A 13232-nucleotide genomic window follows, 5' to 3' on the forward strand; every position below is an offset into this window, starting at 1 on the left:
GCTCTCCCCGGCGAAGGCCGGGGAAAGACGAGGTAAGGAGGGCGCCTAGTCTCCCTTGGTCGGGTCGCCGCCGATCGCGCCGAGATCGCCCTGGCCCACCGTGGCGCTCGCCATCTCGAGCATCCGGTCGAGGCTCTTCTTGGCCTCGAGGCGCAGGCCCTCCTCGATCTCGACGCGCGGCTCGAGGTCGCGCAGCGCGAGGTAGAGCTTCTCCATCGTGTTGAGCGCCATATAGGGGCAGATATTGCAGTTGCAGTTGCCGTCGGCACCGGGCGCGCCGATGAAGTTCTTGCTCGGCATCGCCTTCTGCATCTGGTGGATGATGTGCGGCTCGGTCGCGACGATCAGCGTGTCGCCGGCCATGCCCTGCGAGAATTCGAGGATGCCGCGGGTCGAGCCGACATAATCGGCATGGTCGAGCACGTGCGGCGGACATTCGGGATGCGCGGCGACCGGGGCGCCGGGGTGCTGCGCCTTGAGCTTGAGGAGCTCGGTCTCGCTGAACGCCTCATGGACGATGCACACGCCCGGCCAGAGCAGCATGTCGCGGCCGATCTTGCGCTTGAGATAGCCGCCGAGATTCTTGTCCGGGCCGAAGATGATCTTCTGCTCGGGCGGGATCTGGGCGAGGATCTTTTCGGCCGAGCTCGACGTGACGATGATGTCGCTGAGCGCCTTCACCTCGGTCGAGCAGTTGATATAGGTCAGCGCGATGTGATCGGGATACGCGGCGCGGAAGGCAGCGAACTGCTCGGGCGGGCAGCTGTCCTCGAGCGAGCAGCCGGCATTCATGTCGGGCAGCACCACGATCTTCTGCGGGCTGAGGATCTTCGCGGTCTCGGCCATGAAGCGCACGCCGCAAAAGGCGATCACGTCGGCATCGGTCTCGGCGGCCTTGCGCGAGAGATCGAGGCTGTCGCCGACGAAATCGGCGAGGTCCTGCAGCTCGGGCTTCTGGTAATAATGGGCGAGGATGACGGCGTTGCGCTCCTTGCGCAGCCGATCGATCTCCGCGCGGAGATCCAGCCCGCTCAAGCTGCCGCCAATGCCGTTACGCGCGTCCATGCCTAACACTCCCTTGCCCGCGCCGCACATGGCCCGGCGCGGACGCGGGTTCAAGGCCCCAGAGCTGGGCCGCGAGACTTAGGGCCAGTGCGCGGCCATCGGACGATCGGCGCCCGGCGTGCCCGCCAGCACCGTCCGCACCGCGGCTTCGCCCAGCGGCGAGAAGGCGATCGCCTGCGCGACCAGGAACGTCCCCGCCATCGCGGCGATGCCCCAGAGCCAGGCAGGGTGCACCCGGCGGGTGCGGACCAGGTCGCCGGCGATGCCGATCAGCGGGAAGACCAAAGGCGCGACCAGCGCCGCCGCCGTCCACGACCAGGGGATCATGAAGGGCATCGGCAGCAACCGGCCGAAGCCGGGCCCGGTGATCGTCGCCACCGCGCAGATCATCAGCCGGCGATGCCAGTCCGAAGGGCCGCGCACGCTCACCGCGGCGGCGACCAGCCCGGCGAAGCAGAGCAGCCCGGCGGGGTTGCCGATCAGGAACTCGGGCGCCGCGAAGAAGGGCGGCCCGCCATGCGTGCGCATCGAATGTAGCGTGATCGCCAGCCCCATCGCCACCATCATCGGCACCCAGACCAGCGAAATCCAGCCGAGCCGGCGGTGCAACGCGACGTTGCCGGTCGCGACCAGGAAATTCTGCGCGAGGAAGATCGCCAGCCAGCCCATGAAGACGAAGGCATGGACATGGTAGATCAGCGGCAGCGCGAAGCTCGACCGGCCCATCGCCAGGTTGAGCGAGAAGCCCGCGACGATCACCACCACCATCGCGATCGACAGGATCAGGAAGAAGCGGTCGCGGCGGGCGACGCGCGACATCGGTTCGGCAAGGGTCGCCATTGCTCAGTCCCCCAACTGAAAGCTGCAATGGCGCGAAGCTATCGCGTTTGGCGCTGCCGCTCAACGGCTGCCGTTGAGCACGTCCTCGGGCCGGCGCGATTCGTCCCAGCGCTCGGTCGGGCGATTGGCCTCGTCGGGGAAGAGCACCTGGACGCTGGCGTCGATCCCGGCGGCCTTGAGCGGCATGACGAAGCTGCTCTCGATCGCCTTGCGCGTCGCGTCGCGCGCCATGCGCATATAGGGTGCCGACTGCGCCTGCTTGAGCAGCTCGACCTGGCCGGCCCTGCGGTTGGCCTCGTCGAGCTTGCCGCCGACATCGGTGACCGAGAGCAGGATGCCGCCATTGTCATACTGGCGGATATTGTTGAGATCGACCGCAGGATCGGTGGCCTCCACCGGCGGCAGGGTGACGGTCAGCCGCTTGCTGGCGGCATCCCAGATCACATCTTCCTGGCGCAGCTTCGACAGATCGACTTCGTAGCGCACGCTGCCCGGCATGATCATCGTCTTCTGCGCGGTGAAGCCGAGCTGGCTCTGCTTCGACGTGACCACCGCGACGAACTTGGCGGCGAAGGCGGACAGGCGGTTCTGCTCGCGCAGCCCCTGCAGGCTGGCCTGGGCCACCGTCTCGGGCGTCGGGCCCTGGAACTGCCGTCTGATCGTGTCGCCGACGAACCAGAAGCCCGTGCCGAGCATCAGCGCGATCGCCAGCAGGATCAGCAGCGTCACGCCGAACAGCCTGAGGCAGCCGCCGCCTTCCTTGCCGGTGCCGCCCTGCATCACGCCGCCATCTTCCACGCATCGCCCTCCTCGATGACGAGTCCGCGATCCCGGAGGTCGATCAGGTGCGCGAGCACCGATCGGCCGGCGGCGCCGTTCAGCCGGGGATCGAGCCCAACATACATGCGCGCGACCATGTCGGGAACCGCGTGCACATCTGCCTTGAGCAGGCGCAGGATCTGGCCCTCGCGCTGCTTGCGGTGGCCGATCAGCCCGCGGACGAAGCGGTGCGGCCTTTCGATCGGCTCGCCGTGCGCGGGGTAATAGATGCGGTCCTGCTCGCGGGCCATCAGCCGGTCGAGGCTGGCCATGTAGGACGCCATGTCGCCGTCGGGCGGCGCGACCACGGTGGTCGACCAGCCCATGACATGGTCGCCGCTGAACAGCGCGCCGCTCTCCGGCAGCGCGAAGCAGAGATGGTTGGAGGTGTGGCCGGGGGTGGCGACCGCGGTCAGCGTCCAGTCCGGGCCGGCAACGCTCTCGCCGTCCGCCAGCACGCGATCGGGGGCATAGCCGGTGTCGAACGCGGCGTCGGCGCGCGGGCCGGCATCCTCGAGCGTCAGCGGCGCGCAGCCGATGATCGGCGCGCCGGTCAGCGCCTTGAGCGGCGTGGCGGCGGGGCTGTGGTCACGGTGGGTGTGGGTGCACAGGATCGCCACCAGCGGGCGCCCGGCGATCGCGGCGATGATCGCTTCGATGTGGCGGGGATCGTCCGGGCCGGGATCGATCACGGCAAGCGCGGTGGTGCCGACCAGATAGGTCTGCGTGCCGGTATAGGTGAAGGGCGACGGATTGGGCGCCAGCAGCCGCGTGACCAGCGGATCGAGCGCAATGGCCAGGCCGGTCGGGGCATCCGCGATGATGTCCATGGTGCCGAGATGGCCTTTGCCGCGCCGCAGCGCAAGGGCGGAAACGAAACGGGGCCGGCCGCGAAGGAGAGCAGCCGGCCCCGTCCGAAAAGACGCTCGCGAAAGGGGCTTAACCCGAGCGCCCTTCCCCTCCGAGTCAGTTGTCGTCGGTGTTCTTCGCGACTTCGGCCATCGCCTCGTCGATGCCCTTCAGCGCCTTGGCGCGCTGCTCGGCGCTGAGGTCCGGCTGGCTCTCGATCGAGCGGCGGGCCATGCGCAGGCCCATCATCGCGGACTGCATGCCGAACCGCTTCGAGTCGAAGGCGACCTTCTGGGCGTCGACCGTGATCTTCTCGATCCGGTTCGAGCAGATGATCATCACCTTCTTGCCGTCCTTCTCGAAATTCTCGACGACCGGCTTGTCGGTGTTGCCCGCGCACTTGCCGTTGCGGATCTCGGGAACCTCGACGCGGATGCGGTCCATGTCGGGCATCACGGTCTCGGTCGAGGTGCCGTCGGCGTGGACCATCACCATCTTGGTGATGCGCTTGCCGTCCTTGCCCTTGCCGTCCTTGCCGTCGTCGCTGATGCGATAGACCTGGGTGTGGACGCGGACCGGGCCTTCCGGCGCCTCGGGTACCGCAGCAGGGGCAGGCGCGGCGACGGGCGCCGGGGCAGCCGGCGGCGCCGGCACGTCCTGGCCGAGGCTGAGGCCGGTGACGTTCTCCACCTTCACCTTGATCTGCTCGGCGGCCTGGGTGCCCGAGGCAGTGAGCCCCAGCGCGGCGAGGCCGAGGGCACCGGTGCCGAGCAGGCCGGCAGCGAGACGTGCGGGGGAATTCTTGTGGGTCTTCGAGAGCATGCGGAGCCTCCCTTTAACTTCGTTGATGGTGTGCAGGTGACATGCCGCCGAGACCGCACCCCCATGCGCGGACTTGACGATCGCACGGCCATAGGCATGGCGCAGTGCCTGGGCGCGGCCGGCGAGCACCAGGGCATCGCAGGCCATTTCCTGGTCGGCACGAAAGGCACGGAAGGCCTTCCAGGCGACCGGATTGAACCAGTGGAGAGCGAGGACGATCAGCGCGGCCCAGTTCGCGATCAGATCGCCGCGGACATGATGGCCGAGCTCATGGGCGAGCGCGAGATCGCGCTCCTGCTCGTCGTAGCGCTCGGTGAAGTCGCACGGGAAGGCGACATATTTGCGCAGCACCCCGAAGGCGAGCGGGCCGTGCACTGCGTCGGTCTCGATCACGCGGACCTTGCCTTGGGCAACGGTGCGATCGACACGGGCGGCCTTGAGCAGCCGGGCGCAGTGCCGGCGATGCGCGATCAGGTGATAGGCGAGGAAGAGCAGCGCGCCGGCCACCCACAACAGCCCCACCACCATCAGCCAGCCGAAGCTGCCTTCCGCCCCGGCCGAGGGCGCACCGCCCAGCGGCTCGACGACATAGACCGCGACGATGTCGCTCGCGGCGCCCACCGGCGCGGCGGCCTGTTCCCGCCAGCCCTGGGGCAGCGACGGCATCAGCAGCCGCACCGCCGGCAGCAGCCACAGCGCATAGGCGACATTGGCGCCGAATGCCTTGCGCACCGGCCCGCGCAGGACGAGCACCAGCACCATCAGCAGCGTGCTGGCGACGAGCGTTTCGATTGCCCAGCTGATCATTGCTTGAGCTCCTTCAAAAGGGCCTCAATCTCGGCGATGTCCTGGTCGGTGAGCTGGTCGCGCTCGGCGAGATGGGCGACCAGCGGCGTGAGCTTGCCGCCGAACAGCCGGTCCATCAGCTTGCGCGATTCCCCGGCGACATAATCGCCGCGCGCCACCAGCGGGCGATAGAGGTAGCGGCGCCCCTCTTCCTTGTGCGCGATGATGTTCTTGGCGAGCAGGCGCCCTAGCAACGTCTTGACCGTGTTGGCACTCCAGTCGCGCTCGGCGGGCACCCGCTCGGCGACTTCCTGCGCCGAGAGGGGCGACTCGTCCCACAGCACTTCCATCACGGCGTGCTCGGCGTCGCTGATCCGTTCGGTCATCGTTTCCCTCTTTCGTGACTACTTGTGTAATCGTCACGATTACGTCTGTAGTCAAGCGGGTGAACGCTGGCTGAACGATCTGACGGGCCGTCCGGTGCGCCACCCCGCCTCGCGGGGTTCACAACGGGAGAAATGCTCGAAAACTGTCGAAATTGCTTACAGGTGCGATGGCTGGTTAAAATGCGCTAACCACCAAAGCCACGTAAATCTGCGGTTCTGCGGAACTGGCACGGGGTCTGCAAAGTATAAGGCACCCCAAGCGTTCAACGCTTCATCGGGTGGGTCGACCGCTTCTTCCCCGGTCTCGCGTCGACCCACCCAACCCGGGTTTCCCAACACATCGACACCTTGACGCCGTGACGTCACGCCATGGCGTCGTGCTGCCATGACGTCATGCGCCAGCGACCGTTCCCGGCCTCCAGGGCACCGCCAATATCGAATATGCCGAACCGCGGCAGGCGCACCGCAACGCGCCGATGGGTTCGCAACCCTGGAAAGGTGGCCCCCGGCACAAGGCCGGGGTGCCAGCGTGGGGTTCAGGCCGCGGTCGCGCCCTTGTCCGCGAGCAGCTGGCCGAGCTCGCCGCTCTCGAACATCTCCATCATGATGTCCGACCCGCCGACGAACTCGCCCTTCACATAGAGCTGCGGGATGGTCGGCCAGTCGGAGAACTCCTTGATCCCCTGGCGGATCGCCTGGTCCTGGAGCACGTCGACGCTCTCGAACTCGGCACCTAGATGGTTGAGGATCGCCACCGCGCGGCTGGAAAAGCCGCATTGCGGGAACAGCGGGCTGCCCTTCATGAACAGCAGCACGTCATTGGCTTCGACCAGCGCCTGAAGGCGTGCCTGGGTATCGTCGGTCACTTGCTTCTACTCCTCGACAGGCGCTTCAGTGGTGAGCTGGAGCGCGTGCAGCACGCCGCCCATGCGCCCGCCGAGCGCAGCATAGACCGCCTGGTGCTGGCGCACCCGCGGCATGCCCTTGAACATCGGCGCGACCACGCGCGCCGCATAATGATCGCCGTCACCGGCGAGATCGGTGATCTCGACCCGGGCATCGGGGATGCCGGCCTTGATCAGGTCCTCGATCTCCGTGGCGGCCATCGGCATCAGACTTCGCCCATCAGCTGGCGGCGCGCCTCGACCGACTGCTCCTCGAGCGCGTGGCGCACGGTAGCCTCGTCGGTCTCGATGCCGGCGGCGAGCAGGTCGCCCAGCACCTTGCGGATCACGTCCTCGTCGCCCGCTTCCTCGAAATCGGCCTGGACGACGGCCTTCGAATAGGCGTCAGTCTCTTCCGGGGTCAGCTTCATCTGCGTCGCGGCCCACTGGCCGACTAGCTTGTTGCGGCGCGCGGTGACGCGGAAGGCCATGTCCTCGTCGCGCGCGAACTTCGCCTCGAATGCCTTTTCGCGATCGTCGAACGTGGTCATTGCAATCCCCTACTGGCGTTTGGTGCGGAGATAGGGGGGCGATGCGCGTAGGGCAAGCAGCCGAAAAGCCCCTCCCCCTCGGGGGAGGGGTTGGGGTGGGGCCTATCCGCGAGCGGAAGTCTCGGTGAGACACCTTCCCCAGCCCAACCCCTCCCCTGAAGGGGAGGGGCTTAAAAGGGCCTAGACCCTCACCACGACCTTCCCGATCACCGCGCGCGCCGCCATCTTGGCGATTGCCTGCCCGGCATCGGCCAGCGCGAAGGTCTCGGTGACCCTGGGCGAAATCCGGCCTTCGCCCCAGAGCCGGAAGAGATGCTCGACATGCGCGGTGTTCGCATGCGGATCGCGCGCCGCGAAGGCACCCCAGAACACGCCGCACACGTCGCAGCTCTTGAGCAGCGTCAGGTTGAGCGGCAGCCTGGGGATGCCGGCGGGGAAGCCGACGACGAGATAGCGCCCTTCCCAGGCGATCGATCGCAGCGCCGGCTCGGCATAGTCGCCGCCGACCGGATCGTAGATCACGTCGGCGCCCTGCGGGCCCAATGCGGCCTTGAACTGGTCGGCCAGTGCCTTGGACTGGTCCTTGTCGAACGGTGCGCGGCCATAGACGAGCGCCTCGTCCGCGCCCGCCGCCCTGGCCGCCGCCGCCTTTTCCTCCGAGGAGACCGCCGCGATCACCCGCGCGCCGAACGCCTTGCCGAGCTCGACCGCCGCCAGCCCGACGCCGCCGGCTGCACCCAGCACGAGCAGGTTATGCCCCTCGCGCAGGTGCCCGCGATCGAGCAGCGCGTGGATCGTCGTGGCATAGGTGAGCAGCAGCGCCGCGCCTTCCTCGAAGCTGCGGCCCTCGGGCAGGCGAAACAGGCGCACCGCCTCGATCGCCAGCTTCTCGACCAGCCCGCCATGGCCGGTCACCGCGATCACCCGGTCGCCGACTTCCCAGCCGGTCACGCCCTCGCCGACGCTCTCGATCACGCCGGCGATCTCGCCGCCCGGCGCGAAGGGGCGCGGCGGCTTGAACTGGTATTTGTCCTCGATGATCAGGAAGTCGGGATAGTTGATCGCGCAGGCCTTCACCGCGACGACGACCTGCCCCTTGCCGGCCACCGGATCGGGGATTTCCTCGAGGATTAGAGTATCAGGTCCGCCCGGTTGCTTCGAGAGCAGTGCCTTCATTCGCCGTCTCCACCGCGATCCACGGGCGGCTTTGCGCCATCCCGGATTCGAATTTCGAAATCGCGGTATCTTGTGCCAGCGTCATGCCGATCTCGTCCAGCCCCTCCATCAGGCATTGGCGACGGAAGGCGTCGAGCGCGAAGGGGAAACGGTCCTGGAAGGGCGTGGTGACGGTCATCGTCTCGAGGTCGACGGTGATCTCGTCGGTCTTGGCGACTTCGACCAAGCGGTCGACCGCGTCCTGCGGCAGCACCACCGGCACGATGCCGTTCTTGAACGCGTTGCCCGAGAAGATGTCGGAAAAGCTCGGCGCGATCACCGCCTTGATGCCCAGGTCGGCGAGCGCCCAGGCGGCATGCTCGCGGCTCGAGCCGCAGCCGAAATTGTCGCCGGCGACGAGCACGGGCGCGCCGGCATAGCGCTCGTCGTCGAACACATTGCCCGGCTGCGCGCGGACGCTCTCGAAGGCGCCCTTGCCCAGCCCCTCGCGCGTCGTGGTCTTGAGCCAGTGCGCGGGGATGATGATGTCGGTGTCGATATTCTTGGCGCCCCACGGATAGGCGCGGCCAGAAACCTGGCGAACTGCTTCCATTACACAACCTCCCGGATCAGCGGGCGGCTGCGATCTCCGCCTTCGTCTCGATAACCCTGCCCGTCGCGGCATAGGCGGCCACCAGTCCGCTCAACACCGTGCCCGCAACCAATGCGATAAGCGCCCGCTTCATGTACCATCCCCTTACGCATCCGCCGACATCAGCTCCCTGACATCGGTGAGGCGCCCCCGGATCGCCGCTGCCGCCGCCATTGCGGGTGAAAGCAGGTGCGTCCGCGCCCCAGGACCCTGTCTTCCTACGAAATTCCGGTTCGAGGTGGAAGCACAACGTTCGCCGGCGGGGACCTTGTCCGGGTTCATCGCGAGACACATCGAGCAGCCCGGCTCGCGCCACTCGAAGCCGGCCTCGGTGAAGATGCGGTCGAGCCCCTCGGCCTCGGCCTGGCGCTTGACCAGCCCCGAGCCCGGCACGATCAGCGCCTGGCGGACGCGATCGGCGACGTGATGGCCCTTCACCACCGCGGCGGCGGCGCGCAGATCCTCGATCCGGCTATTGGTGCACGAGCCGATGAAGACATGCTCGATCGGCACGTCCTCCATCCGCGTGCCCGGGGTCAGGCCCATATAATCGAGCGACTTCTGCGCGGCGACGCGCTTGGCGGGGTCCGCGAAGCTCTCGGGATCGGGGACGAAGCCGGTGATCTGGACGACGTCCTCGGGGCTGGTGCCCCAGGTGAGCGACGGCGCGATGTCGCTGGCCTGCAGCACGACGGACTTGTCGTAGCGGGCGCCGGCATCGGTCGGCAGCGTCTTCCAGTAAGCGAGCGCGCGTTCCCACGCCTCGCCCTTCGGCGCCATCGGGCGGCCCTGGATATAGTCGAAGGTCGTCTGGTCGGGCGCGATCAGCCCCGAGCGGGCGCCGCCTTCGATCGACATGTTCGAGACGGTCAGACGCCCCTCGATCGACATGTTGCGGATCACGTCGCCGGTGAACTCGATGACATAGCCGGTGCCGCCCGCCGCGCCGATCTTGCCGATGATCGCCAGCACGACGTCCTTCGGGCTGACCCCGAAGCCGAGATTGCCGTCGACGCGGATCTCGAGCGTCTTGGACGGGGACAGCAGCAAAGTTTGCGTGGCGAGGACATGCTCGACCTCGCTGGTGCCGATGCCGAAGGCCAGCGCACCGAGCGCACCATGCGCGGAAGTATGGCTGTCGCCGCAGACGAGCGTCGTGCCCGGCAGCGTAAAGCCCTGCTCCGGGCCGATGACATGGACGATGCCCTGCCGCGCATCGAGCGCGTCGATATAGGGCACGCCGAACTCGGCGACGTTGCTGCGCAGCGCCGCGAGCTGGCCCGCGCTCGCCGGATCGGCGATCGGCAGCGCATGGCCGGCGGCATCGACGCGGGCGGTGGTCGGCAGGTTGTGATCGGGCACCGCGAGCGTAAGGTCCGGGCGGCGCACCGGCCGCCCCGCCGCGCGCAGGCCGGCAAAGGCCTGGGGGCTGGTCACCTCGTGAACGAGATGGCGGTCGATATAGATCAGGCAGGTGCCATCGTCCCGGCGCTCGACGACATGGTCGGCCCAGATCTTCTCGTAGAGGGTACGCGGTTGCTCGGTCATGATGTCGGCGCTCTAATCGATTCTTGCGCGAGAGCAAGCCTATCCGCAACTTTCCGTCGCAGCCCTGCACGATCTGCGCGTTACTTGCCGGCCATCTGCTTGTCCGCTTCGCCCTTCAGATAGGTCTGGATCGCGGCGATTTCATCATCGCTCAGCGCATGCAGCGATTCCCTAGCGACGCCGCTCATCAGCCCGAGGTCCGGCTTGCCCATCCCCACGCCGGTGCGGAGCAGCTTGCGGAACGCCGCTGGATCATAGCTCGCCGCGATCGGGGCCAGCGCGGGCGCGGTCTGGCCCTCCACGGGGTTGGGCTTGTCGAGCAGATGGCAGTCGGCGCAGATGCTGGCGTAGAAATAGCGCCCCCGCTCGGCCGGGCGGTGCGCCGGCGCGACCTTCTCGGGATGGACGCTCGGCGCCAGCCCGCCGGTGAGCATCCCGAGGCGCGGCATCGGGCCGAACGCCGTGTCGGTCAGCGAGTCCTTGGGGCCCGGCTTGAGCGTGCGCAGCCAGGCGATGATCTTGCCGAGATCGTCGTCGGCGAGGTTGCGGTGCGCGCCGGTCGACATGATGAACAGCGTGCTGCCGTCCTTCTTCACGCCGTAGCGGATCAGCCGGACCAGCTCGTCGTTCGAATAGGAGGCGATCTTCCGCGCGATCGCGGGCGGCGCGATCGTGCCGCCCAGCAGGTCGCTCGACCAGACCAGCCCCTGGCTCTCCGGACCGTGGCAGCCGCGGCAGCCCTCGATCGTCGCCAGCCGCCCGCCCTCGGCGATCGCGGCAGCGTCGGTGGGGATCGCGATGTGATCGACCGGCACCGCATGGCTGCGCCCGATCACCCATTGCGAGCCGCCATAGAGGATAGCGGTCAGCACGACGACGATACCCACCAGCGCGACAGCGATACGGCCCAGGATGCGCATCCGATTCCCCCCAACAGTCCCCGCAGGACTGGCTATCAGTTTCGTTGCGCCTCCGCCACGACCGCTATTTGGCCGGCGTCTTCGCCGCCTCGGCCTGCAGATAGGCATGGAGCGCGGCGACCTCGTCATCGGTGAGATGCGACAGGTCGCCCTTGGCCACGCGGCCCATCAGCCCCAGGTCGCGCGGCGACAGGCCGATACCGGTGTGCAGCAGCTTGCGGAACGCGGGCAGGTCATAGGCGGGCGCCACCTCGAGCAGCGGCGGCACGCGGCGGCCATCGTCATGCGCCTCGCGCGGCTCGGTCAGCGAATGGCAGCCGGCACACACGGTGCTGGCGATATAGGCGCCGGTATCGGCGGGGCGCTTCGCCGTGGCACGCGGCGTCTCGATCACTTCCTGCTTGAGGCCGCCGGTCAGGATGCCGAGCCGCGCCAGCGGGCCGAAGCTGAGCGTGTCAGTGCGGTCGGCAGCGGAGGGCTTGAGCGTGCGGATCCAGCCGATGATCCGGGCGACATCCTCGTCGGCGATGCGCGAATGCCCCTCGATCGGCATGACATAGACGCCCTGCCCGTTCCGCTTGATCCCGTGATGGATCAGCCGCGCCAGCTCGGCATCCGAATAGCTGGCGGCGACGCGCGCCAGCGCCGGCGTGGCGGCGTGGATCACGCCGGGCACATCGGCGAGCAGCACGCCATTGCCGTTCGGGCCGTGGCAGCCGCGGCACCCCATCGCAGAGGCGATCCGCCCGCCCTCGGCCACGCCCGCGGGCGAACGATCCGCGACGATATTGGGCAGCGCCACGGCGTGGCTCTTGCGGATCGCCCATTCGGACCCGCCATAGATCACCGCCAGCGCAAGACAGGCGACGGAAACGAGCACCAGCAGCCCGCGAACGACCCAACGCATGAAGAAATCCCCCGAAACGCTTGTGTTGTATCAACAAAACACAAGGCGCCGGTGGACCCTTATCCCACGCCTGGTTCTTCCTTCGGCGAAATATAATCCGGATCATGCGCGAAGGGCAGCGCCGCTTTTCGCCGAAGCGACTCCAGCACCGTCCCGAAATCCGTCTCACACCGAAAGCCGAGCAGTTTCCCGGCCAGCGCCGCGTCATAGACTCGGCCGATGCTTTTCGGAAGTTCCCACCCCTTTGCGCGGTATAACTCGAACGCATCGGGGAAATGGCGCGCGATTACTGCCGGCGCGTCGCGTTTTAGTGCGGCGCATTCTTCGCGCGAGAACGGCGTCTGCGCCGATACGATGAAGCTGCCGAAGCCGATTTCCGGCGCCTTTTCAAGCGCCACCAGATGCGCGCGGGCTGCGTCCTCCACCGTCAGGCGGCGGTGGAGCAGCTCGTTCGCCTTCATGTTCTCGCCCGAAAGCGCGCGGTGGGTGTCATCCTCCTCGGGGAAGAAGCGGCTGGTGCGCAGCACGACGCAGTTGAGGCCGTCATTCAGCCAGGCGAGCCGGCAGAGCTGCTCGGCGGCGAGCTTGGTGACGCCGTAGATGTTGCGCGGTTCGATCGGGCCCGATGCCTCGTCAAGCCACACCGCGGCCTCGCCCGCCTCGTCGCGGATCGCCTGGCTGATCATCAGCGAGGTGGTGGAGGTGAAGACGAACCGGTCGTGCCCGGCTGCAGTGGCGGCCTCCAGCAGGTTGAGCGTGCCGGTGACGTTGACGTCGATGAACGCCTGCGCCGGATAGCGGGCGATGTCCGGCTTGTGCAGCGCGCCGCCATGGATGACCGATTCGATGCCCCGCTCGGCGAAGATCCGATCGACCAGCGCGCGATCGGCAACCGAGCCGATCATGTCGGTGTCCGCGCCGGGGGCAATGTCGAGCCCGGTGACGGCGTGACCGTTTGCCCGCAGCAGCGGCGCAAGGAAGCGACCGAGCCAGCCGGATGAGCCTGTCAGGAGGATGCGCATTGGGGCGATCTAGCGGAGGCCCAACC

15 protein-coding genes are annotated in these 13232 nt (G+C 67.7%); all 15 read right to left on the reverse strand.

Translation table 11 applies throughout. From position 1 onward, the window contains the following. Positions 1–45: 45 nt before the first annotated feature. Complete coding sequence (gene nadA / locus ABLE38_RS03075) at positions 46–1065, reverse strand: quinolinate synthase NadA (protein WP_348972695.1); 1020 nt, start codon at positions 1063–1065, stop codon at positions 46–48. 78 nt (positions 1066–1143) lie between these two features. Then, positions 1144–1905: a hypothetical protein gene (locus tag ABLE38_RS03080; RefSeq protein ID WP_348972696.1), complete on the reverse strand. Its 762-nt coding sequence runs from the start codon at positions 1903–1905 to the stop codon at positions 1144–1146. Between the two features lie 60 nt (positions 1906–1965). Beyond that, positions 1966–2703 (reverse strand): DUF4230 domain-containing protein, encoded by a 738-nt coding sequence (locus ABLE38_RS03085; protein ID WP_348972697.1) that lies wholly within the window; start codon positions 2701–2703, stop codon positions 1966–1968. Beyond that, positions 2685–3554, reverse strand: coding sequence for an MBL fold metallo-hydrolase (locus ABLE38_RS03090; protein WP_348972698.1), 870 nt, complete (start codon positions 3552–3554; stop codon positions 2685–2687). Before ABLE38_RS03090 ends, ABLE38_RS03085 begins: the two co-directional genes overlap by 19 nt. A 136-nt stretch (positions 3555–3690) precedes the next feature. Beyond that, positions 3691–5202 carry a M56 family metallopeptidase gene (locus tag ABLE38_RS03095; RefSeq protein WP_348972699.1) on the reverse strand — a complete coding sequence of 504 codons (1512 nt, stop codon included), beginning with the start codon at positions 5200–5202 and terminating at the stop codon, positions 3691–3693. Beyond that, positions 5199–5567: a BlaI/MecI/CopY family transcriptional regulator gene (locus ABLE38_RS03100; RefSeq protein ID WP_348972700.1), complete on the reverse strand. Its 369-nt coding sequence runs from the start codon at positions 5565–5567 to the stop codon at positions 5199–5201. The genes ABLE38_RS03095 and ABLE38_RS03100 overlap by 4 nt, the downstream gene beginning before the upstream one ends. 536 nt (positions 5568–6103) lie before the next feature. Further along, complete coding sequence (grxD, locus tag ABLE38_RS03105; RefSeq protein ID WP_348972701.1) at positions 6104–6433, reverse strand: Grx4 family monothiol glutaredoxin; 330 nt, start codon at positions 6431–6433, stop codon at positions 6104–6106. A gap of 6 nt (positions 6434–6439) precedes the next feature. Continuing rightward, on the reverse strand, positions 6440–6679 hold the full coding sequence (locus ABLE38_RS03110) for a BolA family transcriptional regulator (RefSeq protein WP_348972702.1): 240 nt from the start codon (positions 6677–6679) through the stop codon (positions 6440–6442). Then, complete coding sequence (locus ABLE38_RS03115; protein WP_348972703.1) at positions 6679–7002, reverse strand: DUF1476 domain-containing protein; 324 nt, start codon at positions 7000–7002, stop codon at positions 6679–6681. Before ABLE38_RS03115 ends, ABLE38_RS03110 begins: the two co-directional genes overlap by 1 nt. A gap of 180 nt (positions 7003–7182) precedes the next feature. After that, positions 7183–8178, reverse strand: a complete 996-nt coding sequence (locus tag ABLE38_RS03120) for an NADPH:quinone oxidoreductase family protein (RefSeq protein WP_348972704.1) — start codon at positions 8176–8178, stop codon at positions 7183–7185. Then, complete coding sequence (gene leuD / locus ABLE38_RS03125; RefSeq protein WP_348972705.1) at positions 8141–8770, reverse strand: 3-isopropylmalate dehydratase small subunit; 630 nt, start codon at positions 8768–8770, stop codon at positions 8141–8143. The genes ABLE38_RS03120 and leuD overlap by 38 nt, the downstream gene beginning before the upstream one ends. Positions 8771–8914: 144 nt before the next feature. Beyond that, on the reverse strand, positions 8915–10357 hold the full coding sequence (leuC, locus tag ABLE38_RS03130) for a 3-isopropylmalate dehydratase large subunit (protein ID WP_348972706.1): 1443 nt from the start codon (positions 10355–10357) through the stop codon (positions 8915–8917). Between the two features lie 80 nt (positions 10358–10437). Next, the gene (locus tag ABLE38_RS03135) at positions 10438–11277 is read right to left on the reverse strand and encodes a c-type cytochrome (protein WP_348972707.1); all 840 of its coding nucleotides are present in this window, start codon (positions 11275–11277) and stop codon (positions 10438–10440) included. 64 nt (positions 11278–11341) lie between these two features. After that, positions 11342–12184: a c-type cytochrome gene (locus tag ABLE38_RS03140; protein WP_348972708.1), complete on the reverse strand. Its 843-nt coding sequence runs from the start codon at positions 12182–12184 to the stop codon at positions 11342–11344. 59 nt (positions 12185–12243) lie between these two features. Continuing rightward, complete coding sequence (locus tag ABLE38_RS03145) at positions 12244–13206, reverse strand: NAD(P)-dependent oxidoreductase (protein WP_348972709.1); 963 nt, start codon at positions 13204–13206, stop codon at positions 12244–12246. Positions 13207–13232 lie beyond the last annotated feature (26 nt).

This window comes from Sphingomonas sp. KR3-1, from assembly GCF_040049295.1.
Lineage (GTDB): Bacteria > Pseudomonadota > Alphaproteobacteria > Sphingomonadales > Sphingomonadaceae > Sphingomonas.

What these genes read in the sequence shown, in the direction of transcription:
- nadA (WP_348972695.1), bottom strand. Translation starts at nt 1,065, where the DNA reads ATGGACGCGCGTAACGGCATTGGCGGCAGCTTGAGCGGGCTGGATCTC.
- ABLE38_RS03080 (WP_348972696.1), bottom strand. Translation starts at nt 1,905, where the DNA reads ATGGCGACCCTTGCCGAACCGATGTCGCGCGTCGCCCGCCGCGACCGC.
- ABLE38_RS03090 (WP_348972698.1), bottom strand. Translation starts at nt 3,554, where the DNA reads ATGGACATCATCGCGGATGCCCCGACCGGCCTGGCCATTGCGCTCGAT.
- ABLE38_RS03095 (WP_348972699.1), bottom strand. Translation starts at nt 5,202, where the DNA reads ATGATCAGCTGGGCAATCGAAACGCTCGTCGCCAGCACGCTGCTGATG.
- ABLE38_RS03100 (WP_348972700.1), bottom strand. Translation starts at nt 5,567, where the DNA reads ATGACCGAACGGATCAGCGACGCCGAGCACGCCGTGATGGAAGTGCTG.
- ABLE38_RS03110 (WP_348972702.1), bottom strand. Translation starts at nt 6,679, where the DNA reads ATGCCGATGGCCGCCACGGAGATCGAGGACCTGATCAAGGCCGGCATC.
- ABLE38_RS03115 (WP_348972703.1), bottom strand. Translation starts at nt 7,002, where the DNA reads ATGACCACGTTCGACGATCGCGAAAAGGCATTCGAGGCGAAGTTCGCG.
- ABLE38_RS03120 (WP_348972704.1), bottom strand. Translation starts at nt 8,178, where the DNA reads ATGAAGGCACTGCTCTCGAAGCAACCGGGCGGACCTGATACTCTAATC.
- leuD (WP_348972705.1), bottom strand. Translation starts at nt 8,770, where the DNA reads ATGGAAGCAGTTCGCCAGGTTTCTGGCCGCGCCTATCCGTGGGGCGCC.
- leuC (WP_348972706.1), bottom strand. Translation starts at nt 10,357, where the DNA reads ATGACCGAGCAACCGCGTACCCTCTACGAGAAGATCTGGGCCGACCAT.
- ABLE38_RS03135 (WP_348972707.1), bottom strand. Translation starts at nt 11,277, where the DNA reads ATGCGCATCCTGGGCCGTATCGCTGTCGCGCTGGTGGGTATCGTCGTC.
- ABLE38_RS03140 (WP_348972708.1), bottom strand. Translation starts at nt 12,184, where the DNA reads ATGCGTTGGGTCGTTCGCGGGCTGCTGGTGCTCGTTTCCGTCGCCTGT.
- ABLE38_RS03145 (WP_348972709.1), bottom strand. Translation starts at nt 13,206, where the DNA reads ATGCGCATCCTCCTGACAGGCTCATCCGGCTGGCTCGGTCGCTTCCTT.